Source organism: Peptacetobacter hominis, from assembly GCF_006861675.1.
GTDB lineage: Bacteria > Bacillota > Clostridia > Peptostreptococcales > Peptostreptococcaceae > Peptacetobacter > Peptacetobacter hominis.
Window position 1 is genome coordinate 118,508 of the sequence record NZ_SGJB01000002.1, and the last position, 24,908, is coordinate 143,415.

The window sequence follows — 24,908 nt, forward strand, 5'->3', positions numbered from 1 at the left end:
GAAAATAATATAGAGAATAATTGTGATATTTTTGATATATTATTGAAAAAATATATTTATTAATATAAAATATTCTTTATATATAATATACGGAGGAATAAAAATGGATATAACAACTAAAAAATGGGAAACGATGTTTACAGAGGAAGAAATAGCTTCAAGAATAAAAGAACTTGGGAAACAGATAGAAAAAGATTACAAAGATAAAAATCTTATGGTAGTTGCGCTTCTTAGAGGTAGTTTTATATTCTGTGCGGATCTTGTAAGAAGTATAGATCTTCCACTTAGAGTTAATTTTATGACTACATCAAGCTATGGAAATTCAGAGGAAAGCAGCGGTTCTGTAAAAGTTTCATCTGATGTAACAGTAGATATAGAGGGATATGACGTACTTGTTGTAGATGATATAACTGATACTGCAACAACAATGGACTTTGTACTTAAATATCTTAAAGGCAAAAATCCAAAGAGTATAAAGAGCTGTGTGCTTCTTGATAAACCTTCAAGAAGAAAGGTTGAGCTTGAAGCTGATTATGTAGGTTTTGAAGTAGAGGATAAGTTTGTCGTTGGATACGGATTTGACTGTGGTGATTATTTCAGAAATGTACCATATATATTCAATGTAACAGACGAGGATAGATAATAAAATAACCCGCCTTTTAAGGCGGGATTTTTTTATATTAGAATTTAAGTATATCCTTCATTTCATATAGTCCAGCAGGGCTTTCGATAAGGAATTTTGCAGCCTGTATAGAGCCATCTGCAAATATTGCATTAGACTGAGAATGGTGAGCTATTGTAACAGTTTCGCTGTCACTGCAGAAAAGTACATCGTGGTCTGATATTATATTTCCTGCTCTTACAGAACTTACACCTATATCTCCAGGCTGTCTTTTACAGCTTCTTCCAGATCTTCCATATACTTCATGAGATTCAGGAAGAACTTCTTTGATTGCAGATATAAGCATTTTTGCAGTACCGCTTGGTGCATCTTCCTTTCTGTTGTGATGTTTTTCTATAATTTCTATATCAAATCCTTCAAGAAGTTTTGCGGCTTCTTTTACAAGCTCTATAACTACATTTACACCTACAGCAGTATTGTGAGAAAGAAGTACCGGAACTTCCTTTGAAGTTTCTTCAATTGCTTTGTTCTGTTCTTCATCGAATCCTGTAGTGGCTATCACAACAGGAGTTTTTGTTCTTTTTACATATCTAAGCATTGCATCAAGATTTCCCGGATGAGAGAAGTCTATTACAGCATCAGCTTCTACATCACAGTCGTCAAAAGTATGGAAAAGTTTTACATCTCCATCACATGTACCTGTCTGAGCAGAACGTGCAACCCCAGCAACTAAAACAGTATCTGAAGTTTTTTCTATGCATTCTTTAAGCATTTTACCCATTGCTCCATTATATCCACATACTATAAGTTTAAGCATTTTAAATACCTCCAAAAAATTAGAATAATCGGAAAATATCTCCTAAATAATATTTTATCATCATTGAATTAAAAAGGCTATAAAAAGAGTTAGTTGAGATAGATAATAAAAATCCCGGCTGGGATATAAATATTCCATGCCGGGATAAATAATTCTATGCTATATTTTGTACGATTAGTCAAGCTGTCTTAAATCGTCCATAAGTTTAGTTTTTTCTGCAGTTTTTTCATCCTTCATTTTTATAACTTTAGCTGGAGAACCTGCAACAACAGCACCTGCTGGAACGTTCTGAGTAACAACAGCACCTGCTGCAACAACAGCACCTTCACCTATTCTTACTCCTTCAAGTATAACAGCATTTGCACCTATCATAACATTGTCTTCAACTATAACAGGATCTGCTGAAGGTGGCTCAAGAACACCTGCAACTACTGCACCTGCTCCAAGGTGTACGTTTTTACCAAGAGTTCCTCTTGCTCCTATAACAGCGTTCATATCAACCATAGATCCTTCACCTACAACAGCACCTATGTTTATAACAGCACCCATCATAACAACAGCGTTTTTCTCTATAGTAACCATATCTCTTATTATAGAACCTGGCTCTATTCTTGCAGATTCATGAAGAGTATTTTTTAGAGGTATAGCAGAGTTTCTTCTGTCATATTCCATATGAACATCTTTAACTGCATCTCCAAGTCTGTCAAGTTCAGCCTGAACAGCGTCATAATCTCCTATTATTATAACTGAGCTTCCTGAACCGAAAACTGTGTAGTCTTCAGAAGCTGAGAATTCAACTTCAGAAGTTGTATTTACATAAGCCTTTACAGGTGTTTTTTTAGTAACTTCTTTTATGTATCTTGCTATTTCATAAGCGTCATTTAAATTTACCATGTATAAATCTCCTTATCTTTCATATCGAATATTAATTAATATTCCTGTTTTATACCCGAAAAATCTACATTTAAAACAGAAATGCTATCTTAAATTATCTGTTAAGCATATCGTCCATATTATAGAATCCAGGTTCTTTGTCTGCTATAAATTTAGCAGCTGCAAGAGCACCGTTTGCGAATATCTGTCTTGACTGTGCCTGATGACTTATAGTTATAGTCTCGCTGTCTCCTGCAAATAAAGCGTCGTGTTCGCCAACTATTGTACCGCCTCTGACAGCACTTATACCGATATCTCCAGGCTGTCTTTTGCAGCTTCTTCCAGATCTTCCGTTTACAAAGTTTGACTCAGGAAGAACTTCTTTTACTGCGTTTGCTATCATTATAGCAGTACCGCTTGGAGCGTCGACTTTTCTGTTGTGGTGTTTTTCGATTATTTCTATATCAAATCCATCAAGAAGTTTTGCAGCTTCTTTTACAAGTTTTACAAGTATATTTACACCAAGTGACATATTGTATGAAAAGAATACAGGTATCTCTTTTGATGCATCTTTTATAGTCTGTAGTTCTTCATCGTTAAATCCAGTAGTAGCAATTACTATAGGAGTTTTTGTTCTAAGCGCATATCCAAGTACGTTATCAAGATTTGCGTGATGAGAAAAGTCTATTATTGCATCAGCCTTTTCATTGCAGTCAGCAAGGTTTTCATATATTTTTACATCCTGAGCACAGATGGCAGCCTCTCTTGCCTGAGTAAAGGCAAGTTCGCATGATTCGTCAGCTCTTACTGTGTCAGCTACGATTTTACCCATTTTACCGTCATATCCGGTAGACATTATTCTAAGCATTATATATCCTCCTATAAATTAAGCCTGTACTTTAAGTCCTGCTTTTATAAGTTCTGACTTAAGAACTTCAAGATTTGCAGGTGCCATTTCATCAAGAGGTAGTCTAAGATTTCCTACTTCAAATCCAAGAAGATTCATAGCTGTTTTTACTGGTATTGGGTTTACCTCTATAAATAATGCAGCTATAAGAGCATCAAGTTCAAGCTGTATTTTTCTTGAACCTTCTACATCTCCTTCAAGGAATTTCATAACAAGGTCATGAGTTTCTCTTGGGCATACATTGGCAAGAACTGATATTACCCCATGTCCTCCAACTGAAAGAAGAGGAACTATAGAGTCGTCGTTTCCTGAATATATAGCGAAATCATCTGGAACAAGAGATGCTATTTCAGCAACCTGACCAAGATCTCCGCTTGCCTCTTTAACTGCAACTATATTTGGAACCTGTGCAAGTTCAGCTATAAGTGCAGGAGGTATATTCATATTTGTTCTTCCAGGTACGTTGTAAAGTATTATTGGAAGTTTTACACTTTCAGCTATCGTAAGGAAGTGTTTTTTAAGCCCTGACTTGTTGGCTTTGTTGTAGTAAGGAGTTATTATAAGAAGTCCATCAACACCTATTTCTTCAGCTTTCTGGCTAAGCTCAACTGAATGCATAGTGTTGTTTGAACCTGTACCTGCTATAACAGGTATTCTTCCGTTAACTTTTTTTACTGTATATTCAAGTGTAGCTAATATTTCTGAATCAGACATTGTAGTTGCTTCACCTGTAGTACCGCAAGAAACTATTGCATCTGTACCATTTTCTATATGGTATTCGATAAGTTCTCCAAGTTTATCAAAATTCACTTTATTGTCTTCTGTAAATGGAGTTACAAGTGCAACTGCAGAACCTTTAAATAACATAAAATCAACCTCTTTTCATATTTATTTTCAAAGGTAAAAGCCTTTGAAAGGATTTACCCTGTATATATTATATCGTATATAAGGGTGTTTATGGTGAATGTTATAATTTAAATTTATTGTATTAATGAGATATTATACAAGTCCCATTTCCATAGCTTTTTCGGCTATCTGAACTGCATTTGTAGCAGCACCTTTTCTTATGTTGTCAGCAACAACCCAAAGGTTTACACCATTTTCAACGCTGAAGTCTCTTCTTATTCTACCAACGAATACTTCATCGTTTCCTGCACATTCAACAGCTGTAGGATATACATTGTTTGCAGGATCGTCCATTACTATAACACCTTCCTGTGCAGCCATAGCTTCTTTAAGTTCGTCAAGGTCAAACTCTTTTTCAAATTCAAGGTTTATAGACTCACTGTGTCCGTTTTTAACAGGAACTCTTACTGTTGTAGCTGTTATTCTTATAGAATCGTCGCCGAATATTTTTCTTGTTTCGTTTACCATCTTCATTTCCTCTTTTGTATATCCGTTTTCAAGGAATACATCTATATGAGGAAGGCAGTTGTATGAAATCTGATGAGGATAGAATCCTGTAGGATTTCCTTTTATACCTTCTTCAAGGTCTTCAACTCCTTTTACACCAGAACCAGAAACAGCCTGATATGTAGAGTAAACTATTCTTTTTATTGTATATTTATCGTGTAATGGTTTAAGTGGAAGCATAGCCTGTATTGTAGAACAGTTAGGGTTTGCTATTATTCCTTTTTTGTGTTCTTTTATAGCTTCAGGGTTTACCTCTGGAACTACAAGCGGAACCTCAGGGTCCATTCTCCACTGGCTTGAGTTATCTACAACTAAAGCACCGTTTGCAGCTGCTATAGGAGCAAATTTGGCACTTGTTCCTCCTCCTGCTGAGAATAGAGCAATCTGTATATTTCTTCCTGTGAAAGAATCTTCTGTAAGCTCTTCAACTGTGTATTCTTTTCCGGCAAAAGTAACCTTTGAACCGGCAGATTTTTTAGAAGAGAAAAGATATAGATTTTCTATTGGGAAGTTTCTTTCTTCTAATACTTTAAGGAATGTTCTCCCAACCATCCCTGTAGCACCAACTACTGCTAAATTTATTTTTTTCATTAAAAATCACCTCGTTAATATTATACAATATTTTTAATATTCTATCCCGAAATCATGTTATATAAGCATATTTATTTCAGCAAATATAAAAGACGTACAAAGGAATACTCTGTACGTCCAGGAAACTTTCATGCCAAAGTAAACCTTGTAGCTCAACACTAAATGATAGTGACAGTACAACGGATATTATCCGATGTCCCAGAGATGAGATATGCAGTCTCAGCTCTTCGGCCCGAACTCCTTTCATCAGCCCTCAAAGTCCGCCGACTAAAGCTGAATACTGATAATACGGGCGCCTCTACCCAGGTCATAGTATATTAAATTTGTTAACTAAAAGAATAATACATATTAAGAAAAAAATCAATATAAATATACAAATTTGTTTGATAATTTGGAAAAAAAAGAATAAAAGAAGTGATATTAAATAAAGTGATTTTAGAGATAAAATTAGGTATAATAGTATTATAGGATTAAATAGTGAAATATGTATTTTAAAAAACTTAGAACATATAGGAGGAAAATGTTTTATGGATACTTTAAAAGAGCTTTACAAAATAGGAAACGGACCATCTAGTTCTCATACAATGGGACCTCAGAGAGCTGCAGAAAGATTTAAAAATGAAAATCCGGATGCAGATAGTTTCAGAGCAGTATTATACGGTTCTCTTGCTGCAACTGGAGAGGGACATCTTACAGATTATATAATCAAAAAGACTATAGCTCCTAAAAACGTTGAAATAGTTTGGAGAGAAGATATAATAAAAGAATTCCATCCAAACGGTATGAAACTTGAAGCGCTTGATAAAGATGGAAATGTAACTGCTGAGTGGGAAGTATTTTCTGTTGGTGGAGGATCACTTGCTGAAGAAGGAAAGAGAAATACGTCAGCTGTGAAAGAAACATATCCTTTATCAACTATGGACGATATAGTAAAATGGTGCAAGGAAAATAACAAAACACTTGTAGATTTTGCTCTTGAAAACGAGGATTCAGATATAATGGATCATATAAACACAATAAGAGAAGCAATGAGAAATTCAATAGACGAGGGGCTTGCTACAGAAGAAGTAATACCAGGTAAACTTTTCCTTAAGAGAAGAGCAGGAAACTTCTTTAGAAAATATCAGGAAAACAAAGATTTTTCAACTTTAGTATATGCTTATGCACTAGCTGCATCTGAGCAGAATGCATCAGGAAATATAATAGTAACTGCACCTACATGTGGTTCTGCAGGGGTTCTTCCTGGAATATTCTTTGCTATGAAGGACTACTACAAGCTTACTGATGAGCAGATAAATGAGGCTATAATAGTTGCAGGTATAATCGGAAATATAATAAAAACAAATGCATCTATATCTGGAGCTGAAGTTGGATGTCAGGGTGAAGTAGGAGCTGCATGTTCAATGGCAGCAGCTGCAGTTGCATATCTTCAGGGCGGAAATATAGATCATATAGAATATGCTGCTGAAATAGCACTTGAGCATCATCTTGGAATGACATGTGACCCTGTATATGGATACGTTCAGATACCTTGTATAGAAAGAAATGCCATGGCAGCGCAGAGAGCATTTGATGCTGCTAAATACTCACTTCTTACAGATGGAGAACACAGTGTATCTCTTGATCAGGTTGTTGAAACAATGAAAGAAACTGGTCTTGATATGAATGAAAAATACAGAGAAACTGCAAAGGGTGGACTTGCAAAACATTTCTTCTCTTGCTAAAAGAATTAATATTTGATAAAAAGGACTGCTTTTACAGCAGTCTTTTTTTATGAAATCATAGAATATATATTTACACAAGTTGCTTTATATTAAAAAGGGGTATAAAATTAGCTTAGAGCTGTTAATTTAAATAAAGCAGCCGTGATGGGAGATAAGTTATGAAAAAAATACTGACAGGTTATCTTATATTTTCGATTATACTATCGATATTGTTTTATTCGTTGGATGGTATATATAAAGTAAATCGGGATGATATATATTACAATGAAGATGGGGTAGATATACTTACTAAAACAGAAGATAAAAGTTTTAAAATATACGACAATGGAAAATGGTCGGAGATGTTTGTAACAGGAGTAAACATAGGACTTGGTAAGCCTGGAAGTTTTCCTGGAGATAAAGCTATTACAGAAAAAGAGTATATGAGATGGTTTAAACAGATTTCTGATATGAATGTAAATACTATACGTGTCTATACTCTGCAACCGGAATCTTTCTATAAAGCACTTGCAAAATTCAATTCAAAGAGCAGTAAAAAACTTTACTTTATGCAGGGTGTTTATCTTAATGATAAGGATATATCTCAATACAATGATGTATATGAAAAAGGAAGCAAAATAGAAAAACATTTTATAAGAGACATAAAAGAACAGTGTGATGTAGTTCATGGAAAAAGTGATGATAATATATACGATGTATCAGAATATCTGACTGGATATATTCTTGGAATAGAGTGGGAGCCTGAACTTGTTCAAAATACAAATACACATAAAAACAGAAACAGCTATAGCGGCAAATATGTGAAGACAGAAAATGCAACAGCATTTGAAGCATTTCTTGCTCATTCAGCAGATGAACTTATAACATACGAAACAGACAAATACGACAGACAGGTACCTGTGGCATTCTGCAACTGGGTAACGCTTGATCCGCTGAGTCATCCAAATGAACCTGATCCAAGGGAAGATATGGAGACTCTTGATGTTGATAATATAAAGGCAACAGAAAATTTCAAGGCGGGATTCTTTGCTTCATACCATGTGTACCCATATTATCCAGAGGGAATAGTATATCAGAAGGAATACACAGAATCGGAAAATCCATACAGAGAATATATAAAAGAGCTGAATAATTGCCATGATATACCCGTGCTTATATCAGAAGTAGGAATACCTACATCAAGGGGGCAGACACATGAGAACCCTTATACAGATTATAATCAGGGATATATAAGTGAAAAAGAACAGGGGGAAGTACTATCATATCTTATACAGAGCATATATGATGAGAAATGTATGGGAGCACTTGTATTCAGCTGGCAGGATGAATGGTTCAAAAGAGCATGGAATACTATGGATTTTGACTACCCTGATCACAGACCGTTATGGATAGACTATATGACAAGTGAGGAAAATTACGGTCTTCTTTCTTTTGACCCGGACTCTGAAAATATAGAGATAGATGGAGATAAGAAAGATTGGGATAAAAAGAAAGTTCTTGAAAATGATGAATATACTGTGTATATGTGCAATGATGAGGGATACCTGTATTTTATGGTTGATGGATATACAGGCGAGAATAGAGAATATATAGGAATAGATATAATAGATAATCAGGGATACCGATACTACAATGGAGTAGACCTTGGATGTGATGCCGATTTTATAATAGTACTTGATGGAAAGGATAATTCCGAGGTTCTGGTGCATTCATATTACGATACAACGTACTATATGTACTCATATACGCATGATATACTTGGAAGAAATCCTGAATATGAAAAACCTGATTCAAAATATTTTGTATCGATGACTCAGCTTACAAGTGATGAAATATTACTTCCAGGATCAGGAGAAACTGTTAAAGCCAAGCTTTTTGATGCTGGAAAACTTGTACATGGAAAAGAAAAAGATAATTCGCTTTCAGATTTTTATATAGGTGATGGATTCTGTGAAATTAGAATTCCATATCTAATGTTAAATATATCAGATCCTTCAACAGGACTTATTCTGGATGATTTCTATAAGAATAACAAAATATCATGGAAACAGACTGATAAAATAACAATCGGAAACAACAGTCAAAATGGTTTATATACACTTAGACTGTGGTATGAACCGGAGTATTCGGAAAGGCTGAAAGATTCATACTATATACTGAAAGATTATTTTAAAACTTTGCCTGGTAATTTTGTAGCCAAAGACGGATTTGGAGATAATGTTTTATCTGCATATAACACATATGTAAATGTGCCTATAAAAGCATCTTTTGAAAAAACACCTGTGATATCGTCTATATATATTCTTGTTGCTGTATTTTTTATATATCTGCTTCTGAAATATGGAATATCTTTCATAAGGGTAAAACATATGTATTACAGAATAGATAAGTATAAAACAGAACTTAAGAAAAATGTGAGCCTACCAGCATATAAAATGAAAAGTATGGCGGGTGTTTATGCTCTTTATGGGCTTATAACAGAAAATACAGTTTATGCAGAAGAACTTGTAGAATTCCTGAAAAAAGTTGATTTTTCAGGATACCTTAAAAAGAATATATATAAATATAATACGGTTATGCCTGTAGAAATAGCTATATACTGCGGGTTTGAAGAAATGTGTGATGATATAGCCGAATATACACTTCATTATGACAGCGAGGAGATATTTATCAGAAGTATTGAACTTCTTTCTATATATTCTAAGGAAAAACTTCTTTCAGAGCTTCTTTTTGAATATATCAGAAGAGGTTATGGCGACAAAAGAACAGTTATAAAAATACTTTCAAAATATAAAGGAGATAGGGAGAAACTGTTTAGAAGTATAATAAATACAGAAAATGAAAAACTTATAGAAGACATTATAATTTTATGTGGAGAATATAAGATGTATGAGATGATCGACTATATAAGAGAGTGTTCATTCTCTGAAAATAGTAATATAAGGGAATCAGCGGTTATATCTCTTGGAAAACTCGAAGACAAAAAATCTGTTGAAAGGATAGGAGAGTTACTTTCTGATGAATCCTCAGATGTAAGAGCAGCGGCAGTTGATGCATTGAGGCTGATAAAAAATAAGTCTTATGATTATGAAACAAAAATAATAGATATGTTGAAAGATAAGGACATAAAAGTAAGATATCTATGTGCTGCATATATTGCAGAAAACAGTGATGTAGATAATATTATTAAAAAACTCGAAAAGGAAAATGATAGGATGTCAATAAGTCTTATCTTAAACATGAAAGAATAAATAAAAAACTGTGTATCATAAATATGATACACAGTTTTTTTATCTTAGAGTCTTAAACTCATATCCGTTATCTTTGAAGTATTTTATTATATCAGGAAGAGCTTTTGCAGTTTCCTCTTTTCCATATGTATCGTGCATAAGAAGAACTACAATTTCCTTATCCTTTGACTGCTGTTTTGCAACTTCAACAAGCTGGGCTGCATTTTTCTTTGGTCCTTCAGCATCTTTATTAAGGGAGTTCCAGTCTATTGAAACCATATTGTTTTCCTGAAGATATTCATCAAGAGCATCCATACCTTTCCATGACATATGACCACCAGGGCATCTTATAACTCTTGTAGAAAAATATTTTCCAAGTATTCTTTTCATTTCCTGATTGGCCTGCTCAAAATCCGAAGTAAAATTATTCAGGTTAAGAGTTCTTTTAGGGTATAACTTGCTGTAGTCATGAGAATACGAATGACTTGCTATAGCATGACCATCTTCAAGTTCCTGTTTAAGAAGTTCTTCAGAAGTTTTTCCGCCATCCTTTAAAGCTTTTCCAGTAACAAAAAATGTTGCATGTACGTCGTTCTCTTTAAGTGTTTCAAGTATTTCAGGTGTTACTGTAGTAGAAGGTCCATCGTCAAATGTAAGAAATACCATTTTTTTTCCATCATTAGAATAATCGAACTTAGAAAGTTTTTCATTTATTTTCTTAGCATCATATGAATACTGTTTTGCGTCATTTTTGCATCCAATCATATATTTTTTCTTTTCAGCTTCAATTCTTTCCTGTTCAATTTTAATCATCTTTTGTTCATGAAGATATGAAGCAGTTTTTATTCCGCCGGCAACAAGAACTACTGCCAGTGCTGCAATTATTATTTTTTTATTCATAAAAAGACTACCTTTCCTTATAAAATATTAGTGAATATCATTTACATGAATATTATAGTATAAATTCATAGATAATTCAAATTTAAGGACAAATAAAAAAGTAAAGGGCTATGTACTTTTTGTACATAGCCCTTTACAAGTGGGTATTAATATTGATATATAGAAACCTGAATAATCAGGCCGGAAAGCTATCTCAGAGTTTTGAACTCATATCCGTTATCCTTGAAGTATTTTATTATCTGTGGAAGAGCTTTTGCAGTTTCTTCTTTTCCATATGTATCATGCATAAGTAAAACTACGATGTCTTTATCTTTAGACTCTTTTATAGCTATATCAGATAACTGAGAAGCAACCTTTTTTGGCCCTTCAGCATCCTGATTAAGAGAGTTCCAGTCTATTGAAACCATGTTATTTTTTTCAAGATAAGTATCAAGAGTATCCATACCTTTCCATGACATATGTCCACCAGGACATCTTATAACTCTTGTAGAAAAATATTTTCCAAGTATGTCTTTAAGAAGTTTATCGTTTTTATCAAAATCAGCCTTGAATGCATTGAAATCAAGTGTTCTGTTTGGATAAAGTGTTTTATAGTCATGAGAATATGAATGGTTTGCTATGGCATGGCCTTCAGCAAGTTCCTGCTTAAGAAGATCTTTTGCCTTTTCTCCACCTTTTTCTATATTTGAACCTGTAACAAAGAATGTAGCATGAACATCATTCTCCTTAAGTGTTTTTAACACCTGTGGAGTTACAGTAGTAGAAGTTCCGTCATCAAATGTAAGGAATACCATTTTTTTACCGTCATTTGAATATTTATAGCTATCAAGTCTTTTACCGATTTCTTTTGCATCATAGGAAAACTGTTTTGCATCATTGCTGCATCCTATCATATATTTTCTTTTTTCCGCCTCTATTTTGGCCTGTTTTTCCTGCTCAATTTTTATTCTTTTCTGTTCCTGCATATAAGATATTGTTTTTCCTGTTCCTCCGATAAGAACAATAAGAGCCAGGATCAGAATTATAAGTTTTTTGTTTTTCATGATATTTATTTCCTTTCGTTTATTTTAACAGTTTGTCTGTAACAGATGATGGAATTGTAAATTCAGAAACACCCTGAGAACCAGGAGCCACCTCGTATTTGTCGAAACATATTACAATTTCGCCGTCAGCATTTATGTAGAAGTCCTGATTTTTATCTATTGACTTGAAACCATCCTCTGTATCTACAAAATAAAATGCTGTATTTTCAGTTTTCATTCTGTTTCTCATCTGTTCTTTTATATTTGCACTTATTGCATCTATATAATCAGTTCCAGCGAACATACCCTCAAGAGTAAGCGCTGTTTTTGTATTTTTATCTATATTGTAGAATGTTCTTTCTGTATTGCTGGATCCTGATGAACTGTAGTTATATACTACAAGTGAAATAACATCCTTGTTTTCATTTTTGATTTCATACCAGCTGCTGAATGATTCATTGCCTTTTTTATTTTCAGCTTTTAGTCTAGATATTTCATCAAGATACTGGTTATATATTTCTTTGCCCTGCTTTTCAAATTCAGAGTTCATTTTGTATTGAAGCTCTTTGTCTTCAAGTCCGTCTATATGAGGAACCTTTATTGAAACGTCAACTCCCTCTTCATTTATTCTATAGTTTTTAAATGTAATAACATTTATTATGTTATCGACTACAGGTATATCTTCAAGTGCATCTGCAACAGTAGGGCTGAAATTAACAGTTGCCACAACTATAGCAAAACATGCAGCTGCAGTAGATATATATTTTATTATTTTTCTATTGGAAGTCTTTTTGTTTTTGTTAAGAGCTTTATCTACTACAAAATCAAGATTTTCAGGAATTTCTATATTCATATATTCTTTTTTTATGTTATCTAATCTTTTATGTTCTCTCATAACAATCACTCCTTATATATTTTCATGTAGTTGTTATTTCTCAATATTGATAAAGCTTTATATAATCTCGTTTTTATAGTACTTTCGTTTTCATCCAGAATATCGGATATCTCAGATATTTTCATATCCTCGAAGTATCTGAGAATAATTATAATTTTGTATTTGTCAGGAAGTTCCCCGACAGCTCTATGAAGATCTATATCCTTATATTTATCATATTCAACTGATTCTTCGATATTATCAACAGCAGTAATATACTTATTATTTTTTCTGATATTGTCTATTGCTGTATTTGATACGATTTTGTATATCCATGGCTTTATATTTTCTATATCATTAAGAGAATCTATATTATCGAGTATTCTGCAGATGGCGTCATGGACGACATCAAGTGCATCATGCTCGTTTTTTACGTATGTATATGCAAAGCGGTAAAGGGATTCTCTGTTTTCTACAATGAATTCCCTGACTGCTTTTTCTTTTTTTCTGGCGGCCAAGCTTAGCAATTTCATGTTTTTATTCACCTCTCATATATAAGACGTAATAGGAAGCTAAAAAAGTTTTATTTTTTTTATAAATATATAATATATTTTTCTGAGGAGCTTATCAATCGGCTAAATATCAGTGTTTCAATGTCTTATAGTATATAAAATTCTTTATTTTCAAAAAAAATAGTGCTATTATATAAACTAACCAATTAGAAAAACTAACATAAAAAGGGGGTTGTACTTTTGAGTGAACATTTATATTTAGACAAAAAGGTTACAAATCACAGAAAGGTACTTCATGAAATAGCGGAACTTGGACGAAAGGAAGTAAAAACAGCAGCCTATATAAGAAAAAAACTTGATGAAATGGGTGTTGAATATGATAAATGGCTTGAAACAGGAACTGCGGGAATGATAAAAGGAAAAAATCCAAAAAGGACTATAGCATTCAGAGCCGATATAGATGGACTTATGACAGAAAATGGAGTTCAGCATCTTTGTGGACATGATGGTCATACAAGCATACTTCTTGGACTTATAGAGTATGTAAATGATCATAAAGAGAACTTAAACGACAATATAGTGTTTATATTCCAGCCTGCAGAAGAAGGTCCTGGAGGAGCAGAGGCACTCGTAAAAGAGGGAATACTTAAACATTATGGCGTTGATCAGATATATGGTCTTCATATATATCCTGAAATACCAGAGGGAAAAGTAGGAATAAGAGAGGGATACTTCCTTTCTCAGATAGGAGATTTTGAAATAGATATATATGGGAAAAGTGCACATGGTGCATATCCACAGAATGGAAAAGATGCAGTTGTAATATTTTCCACTCTGATACAGGCACTTCAGAGTGTGGTATCGAGAAATGTTGGACCACTTGAAAATGGAGTTTTAAGTATAGGAAAAGTGGACGGTGGTTCAAGAAGAAACATCGTAGCTGAGCATGTACATATGGAAGGTACAATAAGATGTTTCAAGCCTGAAATATATAAATTAATGAAAGAAAGACTTAACACTATATCAAAAGGAGTTGCAGATGCATACGACTGCGAGATAAAAGTTACCATAAGAGATGACTATCATCCTGTAAACAATGACAAAAAACTTTATCAGGAGTTCATGGAGGCTGCAGGAGATAGAGCGGTGATACTTGATCCTCTTATGATATCAGAGGACTTTTCATATTATCAGGAGGAAGTTCCGGGAATATTCTTTATGCTTGGATCCAGAAACGAGGAAAAAGGATATACAAACGGACTTCATAACCTTAAATTCAACTTTGATGAGAAAATATTTATGAATGCCCTTGATATGTATATATCACTTCTTGAATACAAGGGATCTATAAAATAAAATACAGAAAAGTTAAAAATCTAAAAGGAGGATATGCGAATGGAAGAAATAATGTATCTGAAAGACAGAGTTTATAATCATAGAAAAGAACTTCATAAAATAGCAGAAGAAGGAAGAAAGGAATTTAAAACATCTGCGTATATAAAAAAATGCCTTGAAGAAATGGGAATAGAGTACGACTGCTGGCTTGAAACAGGTGTTGCGGGAATAATAAAGGGAAGAGATTCCAAAAAAACATCTGCATTTAGAGCCGATATAGATGGACTTACAGCTCCAGATGGAAGTGTACAGCATCTTTGTGGGCATGATGGACACACAAGTATACTTCTTGGACTTATAGAATACATAAACGATAATAGAGATAAGCTTGTAAATGATTTTGTTTTCATATTCCAGCCTGCGGAAGAAGGTCCTGGTGGAGCCAAAGAAATGGTAGATAAGGGAATAATGAAATTTTATGGAATAGATGAGATATACGGTCTTCATGTAAGCCCCGAGATAGATGAGGGGAAAGTAGGAGTAAGAGATGGATTCTTTATGTCAAAGATAGGAGAGCTTGATATAGAAATAAAATCAAAGAGTGCACATGGAGCTATGCCACAGAATGGTATAGATGGAATTATAATAGCAGCCGATATAATATCATCACTTCAGACAGTAATTTCCAGAAATATAAGTCCAATAGATAACGGAGTAATAAGTATAGGAAAGGTTACAGGTGGAGCGAGAAGAAACATAGTTGCAGAGAGTGTAAAACTTGAGGGAACCATCAGATGTTTTACAGATGAGGTATTCGACAAGATAGTATCTAGGATAAGAGCTATATGCAGTGCAACCGAGATGAAATACGGATGCAGTGTAAGTGTTGATATATACAGCGACTGTCTTTCTGTAATAAATGACAGCGATATGTACAGAGAGTTTAAAAAGGCGCTTTCTGAATACGATGTTGTAGATGTTCAGCCCCAGATGGGTTCAGAGGATTTTTCATGTTTCCAGAGAGCTGTACCCGGATTTTTCTTCAATATAGGAACAAGAAATGTGGAAAAAGGATATGTTGAAGGTCTTCACAATATAGGATTTAATTTCGATGAAAAAATACTTTTAAATGCAATAGATGTTTATAGAACACTTCTTATATACAAAGGAACACTTGATATGTAGTAGCTTTCATATATGGCTGTATTTATGATATAATAACTATTTGGGATTAATATTCAATAAAGATAGGAGCGGCTGAATTTATGGAACAGTACAGAGATTTTGCTTTTATATACGATGAACTGATGAACGATGTAGACTACGACAAATGGGTCGATTATGTAGAAGAAATAATAAAAAAAGAAGGTGCACAGGTACAGAATATACTTGAACTTGCGTGTGGAACAGGAAATATGACAATTCCTCTTACTAAAAAGGGATACGATATAGCCGGAATAGATATTTCTCGGGAAATGCTTGAAGTTGCACTTGAAAAAGCTGAAAAAGAAGGAGTGGAACTTGTACTTCTTCAGCAGGACATAGCAGAACTTGACTTTGATGTTGAAAATCTTGACTGTGTGCTTTGTGCATGTGATGGTTTCAACTATATTACATACGACGACGATCTTGAAAATGTATTTACAAAGGTGCACGAACTGCTAAAACCAGGTGGAATATTTATATTCGATATAAGTTCATACTACAAGTTGTCTGAAATACTTGGAAACAATATATACGGAGAAAACAGAGAAGACGTGGCATATATGTGGAGAAACTGTTTTGATCCGGAAGAAAATCTTGTGGAAATGGAACTGGCCTTCTTTGTAAAGGACGAAGATGGAAAATTCGATAGATTTGAGGAAATACATCAGCAAAGAGCATACACTGAGGAGGAAATAATCGATATACTTTCTGATTCAGGATTTGAAGATATAAAAGTATACTCTGATTTTGAATTTGAATCTCCAAAAGAGGATTCAGAAAGACTGTTCTTTGTCTGCAGAAAATAAACAATCGATAGGATTATAAATACTAAAAGTTATTATGGAGGTAAACATGAAAGATTATGTTATAAGAGCCACATCTGAAAACGGTGAGGTAAGAGCATTTGTTGCCCGCACAACTAATATGGTTGAGGATGCAAGAAAAGCTCATAATACTACAAAGGTTGCTACAGCGGCACTTGGAAGAACACTTACAGCAACATCTATGATGGGGCTTATGATGAAAAACAAAGGCGATGAACTTACTGCAATAGTAAAAGGTGGTGGCCCTATAGGTACAATACTTGCCACTTCAGATGCACAGGGATATGTAAGAGGATATGTTACAAATCCTGATGTGGAAGTTGAAAATTATCCAAATGGAAAACTTAATGTAGCAGGAGCTGTAGGAAACGACGGTACTATAAAGGTAATAAAAGACCTTGGACTTAGAGAGCCAGTAAACGGAATGTCACCTATAGTCACGGGAGAAATAGCTGAAGATTTTACATACTATTTTACAGTATCAGAGCAGACTCCATCAGCTGTTTCGCTTGGGGTATATACTACTCATTATAATGTAGAGCATGCTGGAGGATTTATAGTTCAGCTTATGCCTGATGCTACAGAAGCTACTATAGCACAGCTTGAAAAGAACATAGGAAAAATAAAATCAATAACAGAGATGTACAGAGAAGGTCTTACACCTGAAGATGTACTTGAGCTTGTACTTGAAGGACTTAATCCTGTTATACTTGACAAACTTGAAGTTGGATTCAGATGTGTATGTTCAAAAGAAAGAGTCAAAAAAGCGTTTATAGCGATGGGAAAAAAAGCACTTTCTGAAATAATAGAGGAAGATCATCAGGCAGAGGTAACATGCCAGTTCTGTAGCGAAAAATATCACTACAACGAGGATGAACTTAGAGAGATACTTTCTGATATGTAGGAAGGTGATAATGTGGAAAAATATATAGCAGACTGCCATATACATTCTGGATTTTCATTTGACTCAAATGAGAAAATAGAAAATATAGCTATGGCGGCAAAAGAAAAAAATTTATCTGAAATATATATGACAGAACATTTCAGCGTACTTGAAGAGGACCCAAGTTATGGGTATTTTGATTACAATGGGTATTCAGATGCTATAAAAAAAGCTTCGGAAAAGTACGGAATAAAGATAAAAAAAGGTCTTGAAATAGGTGAGGGCCACAGAAAAAAAGAAGATATAGACGAATTTATAAAGGATAAAAATTTTGATTTTATAATAGGTTCTCTTCATAATCTGGGTTCTGATACACTTAGAATGACTTTTAGAAAACATGGGTACGATGCGATGTATGAAATGTATTTTGAAGAACTGTATAAAATGGTTTGTACTGCAGATTTTGATGTTCTTGGGCATCTTGATCTTGCCCAGAGGTATTCATGGATTGAAGGCGTGGAAAAACAGTACGATATATCAAAATACAGTGATTATATATTCGAAACTCTGAAGAAAATAATAGATAGAGGTTTTGGAATAGAGATAAATACATCGTTTATAAAACCAGATAGAAATATAACTCTTCCAAGAATAGAAGTTATAAAAATGTATAAAGAGCTTGGAGGAGAAATAATAACAGTTGGATCAGATTCGCATAAATTTGATAGAGTTGGAGAAAATATAGAAAAAACATATGAATTGTTAAGAGAGTGTGGATTCAAATATATATCATCTTTTAAAAACAGGATATGTGAATTTAAAAATCTATAATAAAAAGGCAGCATTATACAATGTATATTGCTGCCTTTTATATTAAATAAAATATTATATCTATAGGATTTATAAATAAAAAATATACCGTACAAATAAAAAATAATATATAATAATATCATAGTGAATATGTTGAAAACACAAAGAATTTGTATACGGAGGGAATAGAAATGTATTTTGAAAACAGATTGGAAATAAATCAGTCACAAAAGCTTGTAATGAATATGCGGATTAAACAGTCTCTTTCTATTCTCAATATGAGCAGAGCGGAAATTGAGGAGGAAATAAAAAATGAAGCCGAGAGTAATCCTATTCTTGATGCTGAAAAAAATGAAGATGGTATAGATTGGGAAAAATATATAAAAGACATGGACAGAACTCCCGAGATAAAGGATAAAAATGAAATAGCATACAATGCCGATAATGAAGTAGATTTTGAGAATATGGTGAAATATTCCGGTACTATGTATGATTATCTTATGGAAGAGATAGGGTGTTTTGATTTAAGTGAAAAAGAAAGAAAAATATGCAGTTATATTATAGATAGTCTTGATGAAGATGGATATTTAAGAGAAAATGAAAGAGAACTTGCAAAGGAAGCAGGATGTTCGTTCAAGGAGTACATAGACTGCCTTAGAATAGTTCAGCAGCTTGAACCGGCAGGAATTGGTGCCAGAAACCTATCTGAATGTCTTCTTATACAGATAGAATCTATGGGAGAAGACGATGAAGTACTAAAAAATATAATAGAATATGATTTGGAACTTATAGGAAAAAATAAACTTAGAGATATATCAAAAAAATATAAAATAAGTCTGGAAAAATGCAAAGAATATATAGATATAATAAGAAGACTCGATCCAAGACCGGGAAGAGTCTGTTCATCAGAAAGCAGTGTATATGTACAACCGGATGTAATTATAAGAATAGAAGATGGTGAGCCGGTTGTGGTGGAAAATGATAAGGATTTATATACTCTTAAAATAAATACATTCTACAGCGATATAATAAAAAACGGTGAAAGTGATGACAAAGCAAAGGAATTTGTAAAGGAAAAACTTAACTCAGCTGTAAATCTTATGAAAAATATAGAGAGCAGAAAAAATACAGTTATGAAAATAGCCTTGGAGATTGCCAGTAAGCAAAGAGAGTTTATGCTTGGCGGAAGCAGATATCTTAAACCTATGAAAATGAAGGATCTGGCGGATGAACTGGGATTCCATGAATCTACAATAAGTAGAGGAGTGAATGGAAAGTATATGCTGACTCCTTTTGGAATGTATGAATTCAGATACTTCTTTACTAATGCTATAGAAACTGCCGGAAATGAAGAGGGAACATCAAGTACAGGTATAAAAAGTCGGATACGGGATATAATTGCTTCTGAAAATAGGAAAAAACCTATGAGTGATGAGGCTATTTCAAAAATGCTAAAAGTTTCAGGTATAAATATAGCAAGAAGGACTGTTGCCAAATATAGAGAAGAACTTGGTATTCCATCATCAAGCAGAAGAAAAGAATTTTAGATGGGAAATCTATAATTCAGAATAAAAATTAGATATTTTAACGTTTAAATAACCTCTGATTGTTTTGAATCAGAGGTTATTTGTATTTTTTGATATGTATAAGTTAAAATAATTTTTCAAAATATAGATTTATTGATAGTTACTATAGTGTGCAATCTGTGCAAACGATTTATCTATAATGAATATCAATAAAACCCTGTAATAAAGATATATAAACAATTTTAAGACTATGTAAAATATGCTTTATTTTAAAATTTTTTCAAAAAAGGTATTGAAAAGTGAACTGAAATACTATAAAATAAAATTATCTTGTGGGACTGAAAATAACATACGGGACACGAAAAGTCCCTTGAATGCAAGAAGGAGAATTTTATGAGAGACCTGATAGAATTACAGAAAAAACTTATCCCTCAGGCTATTGAACTCATGGAAAGAAGATATTCAGTTCTGAGACAGATATCGCTTAGTCAGCCGATAGGAAGAAGATCTCTTTCAAATCAGCTTGGAATAAGCGAAAGAGTTGCCAGAACAGAAACAGAGTTTCTGAAGGAACAGGGACTTATAGATGTTGCTGTTTCGGGTATGACTGTCACAGAAGAAGGTGAAGAACTTCTTGAAAAACTGAAAGATGTAATGGCCGATATAATGGGAATAAGCAATCTTCGGGATCGAGTAAAAGAAAAACTTGGAATAAAAAAGGTTATTCTCGTTCCCGGAAGCTGCGAAGAGAATGAAACACTTCTAAGAGATGTAGCAAGAGATGGTGCAGAGTATTTCCTAAGTATATTAAAGGATGGAAATACAGTGGCAATTACAGGTGGGACTACAATGCTTGAATTTGCAAATGCAGTCAAAACAGACAAGAAATACGAAAACACACTTGTCATACCGGCAAGAGGAAGTATGGGAACAGAAGTTGAGACTCAGTCAAATAGCATAGTGGCAAAACTTGGAAGACGGATACATTCCGATTTTGAACTTCTGCACATACCGGATGAACTTGATAAAAGTGCTATGAAGACACTTACAAGAGTACCGGAAATTAAAAATACACTGGATCATATATCAGAAACAGATATTTTAGTATTCAGTATAGGAAGAGCTGACGTGATGCTTGAAAGAAGAAATCTTTCAGAAGAACAGAAAGAGGAAATTCTTAAAAATCACGCTGTGGGAGAAGCATTTGGACATTACTTTGATAAAGAAGGTAATGTAGTGTACAAGATTAATACAGTAGGAATCGACTTTGACACATTCAGAAAAATAAAGGAGAGTATCCTTATATTTGCAGGAGATGAAAAAGTTGAAGCGTTCATGGCTGTAGCGGAAACAAATAAAAATCTTGTGCTTGTTACAGATGAACAGAGTGCACACCACATACTTGGACAGTAAGAAATGACATAACAAACAAACGGTGAAAGCCGAAAAAATAAAAATGATAATTAAATTTTCAGGAGGTAGCGACATGGTAAAAGTAGCTATAAATGGTTTTGGTAGAATAGGTAGATTAGCATTAAGAAAAATGATGGAACAGCCAGAAAAATTCGAGGTTGTTGCAATAAACGACTTAACAGATGCAAAAATGCTTGCTCACTTATTCAAATATGATACAGCACAGGGAAGATTCAACGGTGAAATAGTTGTTGAAGAAGGTGCTTTCATAGTTAACGGAAAAGAAATAAAAGTAACAGCAGAAAGAAACCCAGAAAACCTACCTTGGGCAGAATTAGGAATAGATATAGTTCTTGAGTGTACAGGATTCTTCACTTCAAGAGAAAAAGCTGAAGCTCATATAAAAGCAGGAGCTAAAAAAGTTGTTATATCAGCTCCAGCAACAGGAGATCTTAAAACAGTAGTATTCAACGTAAACAGTGACATACTTGACGGAACTGAAACAGTTATATCTGGTGCATCTTGTACTACAAACTGTCTAGCTCCAATGGCTAAAGCATTAAACGATAAATTCGGTCTAGAAAAAGGATTAATGACTACTATACACGCTTACACAAATGACCAGAATACACTAGATGGTCCTCATCCAAAAGGTGACTTAAGAAGAGCAAGAGCTGCTGCAGGAAACATAGTTCCTAACACAACTGGTGCTGCAAAAGCTATAGGTCTTGTTATACCAGAATTAAACGGTAAATTAGACGGAGCTGCTCAGAGGGTTCCAGTAGTAACTGGTTCATTAACTGAACTTGTTTGTACATTAGGTAAAAAAGTAACTGTAGAAGAAGTAAACGCAGCTATGAAAGAAGCAGCTAACGAGTCTTTCGGATACAACGAAGATATGATAGTATCATCTGATATAGTTGGTATGAGCTACGGATCATTATTCGATGCTACTCAGACAAGAGTAATGGAAGTAAACGGAGAGCAGTTAGTTAAAGTTGTTTCTTGGTATGACAACGAAATGTCTTATACTTCTCAGTTAATAAGAACATTAGGATACTTTGCTGGATTAAGCAAATAATAATGACAAAAGTAATATCTGCAGCTATTTACATAATTGCTGAACAACAGTAGAATAATAAGTAGATAAACTGCAAATATATAACGATACACTGGAATTGCATATTCTCCATAACTGCAATCCTTGTATATAAATGAATACATTCAATTAATAACCTTCGTTATGTACCCCCATACATAACCTATAATATTAATGTACTTCAGAAAAAGTCCTGGTTTGTAGTTTTTCGCTACGGACTCAGGACTTTTTTTCAGATATACGATAAGAATACGGACATAAACGGATGAAAGGTAATCATCCTATTAACATAAATACAAATATTTTTAAAGGAGATATTGAATATGTCAATGCTAAACAAAAAAACAATAGAAGATATACAGGTTGCCGGAAAAAGAGTACTTGTAAGATGTGACTTCAATGTACCTCTAAAAGACGGTGTTATAACTGATGAAAACAGATTAAACGGAGCTCTTCCAACAATAAAATACCTTATAGACCACAATGCAAGAGTTATACTTTGCTCTCACTTAGGTAAACCAAAAGGAGAAGCTAAACCTGAATTATCTCTTGCTCCAGTTGCAAAGAGATTATCTGAAATGCTTGGACAGGAAGTTGTATTTGCTGCTGATGATTGTGTAGTTGGTGAAAATGCTAAAAAAGCTGCTGCAGAATTAAAAGACGGAGAAGTAATGCTTCTTGAAAATACAAGATATAGAAAAGAAGAAACTAAAAACGAAGAAAACTTCTCAAAAGAACTAGCATCTCTTGCTGAAATATTTGTAAACGATGCATTCGGTACTGCACACAGAGCTCACTGCTCAACTGTTGGTGCAGGACAGTTCTTAGAGGAAAGAGTATGTGGATACCTAATACAGAAAGAACTTAAATTCTTAGGTGAAGCTGTTGAAACTCCAGACAGACCATTTGTTGCAATATTAGGTGGAGCTAAGGTTTCTGATAAATTAGGCGTTATAAACAACCTTCTTGATAAAGTTGATACACTTATAATAGGTGGAGGTATGGGATATACTTTTCTAAAAGCTATGGGACATGAAATAGGAAATTCTCTTCTTGAAGAAGATAAAATAGAATACACTAAAGAAATGATGGCAAAAGCTGAAGAGAAAGGTGTTAAACTTTTACTTCCAATAGATATAACTTACGCTGCTCAGTTCGGTGAAAATGAAACTCCTATAATATCTGAAGGAAGAGACATACCATCAGATCACGAAGGTCTTGATATAGGACCAAAAACTGCTGAAATGTATGCAGATGCTGTAAAATCAGCAAAAACAGTTATATGGAACGGACCAATGGGAGTATTCGAATTCAAGAACTTCGCAAAAGGTACTGAAGCTGTTGCAAAAGCTATGGCTGAAACAGATGCAGTTACAATAATAGGTGGAGGAGACTCTGCAGCTGCAGTTAACCAGATGGGATTCGGAGATAAGATGACTCACGTTTCTACAGGTGGTGGAGCATCACTTGAGTTCCTTGAAGGAAAAGAACTTCCAGGTATAGCATGCCTTGACGAAAAATAAGAACATTTAACATATGATTTATAAATGATAAATTATGGAGGAATCTAAAATGAGAAAACCTATAATAGCAGGAAACTGGAAAATGAACAAAACTATAAAAGAAGCTTTAGAATTTGCTGAAGCAGTAAAAGGAAATACTTGTCCGGATAAAGCTGAAGCAGTTATATGTGCTCCTTTTACATTATTAAAAGACCTTAAAGAAGCAACTAAAGGAACTGACATAAAAATAGGTGCTCAGAACATGCACTTTGAAGAAAGTGGAGCATTCACAGGAGAAGTATCTCCATTAATGCTTAAAGAACTTGACATAGACTACGTAGTAATAGGACATTCTGAAAGAAGAGAATACTTCAACGAAACTGATGAAACAGTAAACAAAAAAGTTTTAAAGGCTTTAGAAGTTGGAATAGATCCAATACTTTGCTGTGGAGAAACTCTTGAAGAAAGAGAAGCTGACAAAACTAAAGATGTAGTTAAAGTACAGGTTGAAGAAGGACTTAAAAATGTAGCTAAAGAAGATCTTGCAAAAGTTGTTATAGCTTATGAACCAATATGGGCTATAGGAACTGGAAAAACTGCAACTGCAGAGCAGGCTAACGATGTAATAGCATACATAAGAGAAGTTGTTAAAGGATTATACGGAGAACTTGCTGAAGAAGTAAGAATACAGTACGGTGGATCTGTAAAACCTGCAAATGTTTCAGAAATAATGGCACAGAGCGATATAGATGGAGCATTAGTTGGTGGAGCAAGCTTAAAAGCTGAAGATTACCTTGCTTTACTTAATTTCTAAGGAGAGTACAA

The 24,908-nt window shown here is 33.9% G+C and carries 22 protein-coding genes and 1 riboswitch; of the genes, 13 read left to right on the plus strand and 9 right to left on the minus strand.

The genetic code is table 11. The annotated features are described in order from the left end of the window. The first annotated feature begins 103 nt into the window (after positions 1-103). On the plus strand, positions 104-643 hold the full coding sequence (gene hpt, locus EXD82_RS01780) for a hypoxanthine phosphoribosyltransferase (protein ID WP_142535206.1): 540 nt from the start codon (positions 104-106) through the stop codon (positions 641-643). Positions 644-680: 37 nt separating this feature from the next. Here hpt and dapB (EXD82_RS01785) read toward each other — a convergent pair whose 3' ends face one another. The 5 genes from dapB (EXD82_RS01785) to EXD82_RS01805 form a co-directional block, all read right to left on the minus strand. Beyond that, positions 681-1,439 carry a 4-hydroxy-tetrahydrodipicolinate reductase gene (gene dapB, locus EXD82_RS01785; protein WP_142535207.1) on the minus strand — a complete coding sequence of 253 codons (759 nt, stop codon included), beginning with the start codon at positions 1,437-1,439 and terminating at the stop codon, positions 681-683. A gap of 174 nt (positions 1,440-1,613) precedes the next feature. Further along, complete coding sequence (gene dapD, locus EXD82_RS01790) at positions 1,614-2,333, minus strand: 2,3,4,5-tetrahydropyridine-2,6-dicarboxylate N-acetyltransferase (protein WP_142535208.1); 720 nt, start codon at positions 2,331-2,333, stop codon at positions 1,614-1,616. Between the two features lie 94 nt (positions 2,334-2,427). Continuing rightward, on the minus strand, positions 2,428-3,180 hold the full coding sequence (dapB, locus tag EXD82_RS01795) for a 4-hydroxy-tetrahydrodipicolinate reductase (protein ID WP_142535209.1): 753 nt from the start codon (positions 3,178-3,180) through the stop codon (positions 2,428-2,430). Positions 3,181-3,198: 18 nt separating this feature from the next. After that, entirely contained in the window at positions 3,199-4,086 is an 888-nt protein-coding gene (gene dapA / locus EXD82_RS01800) for a 4-hydroxy-tetrahydrodipicolinate synthase (protein ID WP_142535210.1), read from the minus strand. 132 nt (positions 4,087-4,218) lie between these two features. After that, positions 4,219-5,223 (minus strand): aspartate-semialdehyde dehydrogenase, encoded by a 1,005-nt coding sequence (locus EXD82_RS01805; RefSeq protein ID WP_142535211.1) that lies wholly within the window; start codon positions 5,221-5,223, stop codon positions 4,219-4,221. Positions 5,224-5,363: 140 nt separating this feature from the next. Continuing rightward, positions 5,364-5,532, minus strand: a riboswitch (Lysine riboswitch). A 218-nt stretch (positions 5,533-5,750) separates the two neighbouring features. Here EXD82_RS01805 and EXD82_RS01810 point away from each other — a divergent pair. Further along, the gene (locus tag EXD82_RS01810; protein WP_142535212.1) at positions 5,751-6,947 is read left to right on the plus strand and encodes an L-serine ammonia-lyase; all 1,197 of its coding nucleotides are present in this window, start codon (positions 5,751-5,753) and stop codon (positions 6,945-6,947) included. Positions 6,948-7,105: 158 nt separating this feature from the next. Continuing rightward, a complete protein-coding gene (locus tag EXD82_RS01815) occupies positions 7,106-10,198 on the plus strand; it encodes a HEAT repeat domain-containing protein (protein ID WP_142535213.1) in 3,093 nt (1,030 codons plus the stop codon). Between the two features lie 39 nt (positions 10,199-10,237). Here the strand turns inward: EXD82_RS01815 and EXD82_RS01820 are convergent, their stop codons facing one another. The 4 genes from EXD82_RS01820 to EXD82_RS01835 form a co-directional block, all read right to left on the minus strand. Then, positions 10,238-11,077, minus strand: coding sequence for a polysaccharide deacetylase family protein (locus tag EXD82_RS01820; RefSeq protein WP_142535214.1), 840 nt, complete (start codon positions 11,075-11,077; stop codon positions 10,238-10,240). A 188-nt stretch (positions 11,078-11,265) separates the two neighbouring features. Further along, entirely contained in the window at positions 11,266-12,120 is an 855-nt protein-coding gene (locus EXD82_RS01825; RefSeq protein ID WP_142535215.1) for a polysaccharide deacetylase family protein, read from the minus strand. A 19-nt stretch (positions 12,121-12,139) separates the two neighbouring features. Then, positions 12,140-12,994, minus strand: coding sequence for an anti-sigma-V factor rsiV (locus tag EXD82_RS01830; RefSeq protein WP_142535216.1), 855 nt, complete (start codon positions 12,992-12,994; stop codon positions 12,140-12,142). A gap of 5 nt (positions 12,995-12,999) precedes the next feature. Next, positions 13,000-13,506, minus strand: a complete 507-nt coding sequence (locus EXD82_RS01835; protein ID WP_142535217.1) for an RNA polymerase sigma factor — start codon at positions 13,504-13,506, stop codon at positions 13,000-13,002. A 219-nt stretch (positions 13,507-13,725) separates the two neighbouring features. On the opposite strand from EXD82_RS01835, the gene EXD82_RS01840 reads away from it, so the two are divergent. From EXD82_RS01840 to tpiA, 10 genes are all read left to right on the plus strand, one after another. After that, positions 13,726-14,841, plus strand: a complete 1,116-nt coding sequence (locus EXD82_RS01840; protein ID WP_142535218.1) for an amidohydrolase — start codon at positions 13,726-13,728, stop codon at positions 14,839-14,841. A gap of 39 nt (positions 14,842-14,880) precedes the next feature. Further along, the gene (locus EXD82_RS01845; protein WP_142535219.1) at positions 14,881-16,005 is read left to right on the plus strand and encodes an amidohydrolase; all 1,125 of its coding nucleotides are present in this window, start codon (positions 14,881-14,883) and stop codon (positions 16,003-16,005) included. Between the two features lie 80 nt (positions 16,006-16,085). Next, entirely contained in the window at positions 16,086-16,832 is a 747-nt protein-coding gene (locus EXD82_RS01850; RefSeq protein ID WP_142535220.1) for a class I SAM-dependent methyltransferase, read from the plus strand. A gap of 46 nt (positions 16,833-16,878) precedes the next feature. Then, positions 16,879-17,754: an Hsp33 family molecular chaperone HslO gene (gene hslO, locus EXD82_RS01855; protein WP_142535221.1), complete on the plus strand. Its 876-nt coding sequence runs from the start codon at positions 16,879-16,881 to the stop codon at positions 17,752-17,754. Positions 17,755-17,766: 12 nt separating this feature from the next. Beyond that, on the plus strand, positions 17,767-18,564 hold the full coding sequence (locus EXD82_RS01860) for a histidinol-phosphatase HisJ family protein (RefSeq protein ID WP_142535222.1): 798 nt from the start codon (positions 17,767-17,769) through the stop codon (positions 18,562-18,564). A 170-nt stretch (positions 18,565-18,734) separates the two neighbouring features. Next, complete coding sequence (gene rpoN / locus EXD82_RS01865) at positions 18,735-20,090, plus strand: RNA polymerase factor sigma-54 (protein WP_142535223.1); 1,356 nt, start codon at positions 18,735-18,737, stop codon at positions 20,088-20,090. A 372-nt stretch (positions 20,091-20,462) separates the two neighbouring features. Beyond that, complete coding sequence (locus EXD82_RS01870) at positions 20,463-21,482, plus strand: sugar-binding transcriptional regulator (protein WP_142535224.1); 1,020 nt, start codon at positions 20,463-20,465, stop codon at positions 21,480-21,482. Between the two features lie 73 nt (positions 21,483-21,555). Further along, entirely contained in the window at positions 21,556-22,563 is a 1,008-nt protein-coding gene (gene gap, locus EXD82_RS01875; protein WP_142535225.1) for a type I glyceraldehyde-3-phosphate dehydrogenase, read from the plus strand. 341 nt (positions 22,564-22,904) lie between these two features. Further along, positions 22,905-24,104, plus strand: a complete 1,200-nt coding sequence (locus EXD82_RS01880; RefSeq protein WP_142535226.1) for a phosphoglycerate kinase — start codon at positions 22,905-22,907, stop codon at positions 24,102-24,104. Positions 24,105-24,153: 49 nt separating this feature from the next. Further along, positions 24,154-24,897: a triose-phosphate isomerase gene (gene tpiA, locus EXD82_RS01885; RefSeq protein WP_142535227.1), complete on the plus strand. Its 744-nt coding sequence runs from the start codon at positions 24,154-24,156 to the stop codon at positions 24,895-24,897. The last annotated feature ends 11 nt before the right edge of the window (positions 24,898-24,908 follow it).

Coding starts and splice junctions, on each gene's coding strand:
- EXD82_RS01825 (WP_142535215.1), bottom strand. CDS start 12,120: ATGAAAAACAAAAAACTTATAATTCTGATCCTGGCTCTTATTGTTCTT.
- dapD (WP_142535208.1), bottom strand. CDS start 2,333: ATGGTAAATTTAAATGACGCTTATGAAATAGCAAGATACATAAAAGAA.
- EXD82_RS01815 (WP_142535213.1), top strand. CDS start 7,106: ATGAAAAAAATACTGACAGGTTATCTTATATTTTCGATTATACTATCG.
- EXD82_RS01870 (WP_142535224.1), top strand. CDS start 20,463: ATGAGAGACCTGATAGAATTACAGAAAAAACTTATCCCTCAGGCTATT.
- hpt (WP_142535206.1), top strand. CDS start 104: ATGGATATAACAACTAAAAAATGGGAAACGATGTTTACAGAGGAAGAA.
- EXD82_RS01810 (WP_142535212.1), top strand. CDS start 5,751: ATGGATACTTTAAAAGAGCTTTACAAAATAGGAAACGGACCATCTAGT.
- EXD82_RS01830 (WP_142535216.1), bottom strand. CDS start 12,994: ATGAGAGAACATAAAAGATTAGATAACATAAAAAAAGAATATATGAAT.
- gap (WP_142535225.1), top strand. CDS start 21,556: ATGGTAAAAGTAGCTATAAATGGTTTTGGTAGAATAGGTAGATTAGCA.
- rpoN (WP_142535223.1), top strand. CDS start 18,735: ATGTATTTTGAAAACAGATTGGAAATAAATCAGTCACAAAAGCTTGTA.
- dapB (WP_142535207.1), bottom strand. CDS start 1,439: ATGCTTAAACTTATAGTATGTGGATATAATGGAGCAATGGGTAAAATG.
- EXD82_RS01805 (WP_142535211.1), bottom strand. CDS start 5,223: ATGAAAAAAATAAATTTAGCAGTAGTTGGTGCTACAGGGATGGTTGGG.
- dapB (WP_142535209.1), bottom strand. CDS start 3,180: ATGCTTAGAATAATGTCTACCGGATATGACGGTAAAATGGGTAAAATC.
- EXD82_RS01845 (WP_142535219.1), top strand. CDS start 14,881: ATGGAAGAAATAATGTATCTGAAAGACAGAGTTTATAATCATAGAAAA.
- EXD82_RS01820 (WP_142535214.1), bottom strand. CDS start 11,077: ATGAATAAAAAAATAATAATTGCAGCACTGGCAGTAGTTCTTGTTGCC.
- EXD82_RS01880 (WP_142535226.1), top strand. CDS start 22,905: ATGTCAATGCTAAACAAAAAAACAATAGAAGATATACAGGTTGCCGGA.
- tpiA (WP_142535227.1), top strand. CDS start 24,154: ATGAGAAAACCTATAATAGCAGGAAACTGGAAAATGAACAAAACTATA.
- EXD82_RS01850 (WP_142535220.1), top strand. CDS start 16,086: ATGGAACAGTACAGAGATTTTGCTTTTATATACGATGAACTGATGAAC.
- hslO (WP_142535221.1), top strand. CDS start 16,879: ATGAAAGATTATGTTATAAGAGCCACATCTGAAAACGGTGAGGTAAGA.
- dapA (WP_142535210.1), bottom strand. CDS start 4,086: ATGTTATTTAAAGGTTCTGCAGTTGCACTTGTAACTCCATTTACAGAA.
- EXD82_RS01835 (WP_142535217.1), bottom strand. CDS start 13,506: ATGAAATTGCTAAGCTTGGCCGCCAGAAAAAAAGAAAAAGCAGTCAGG.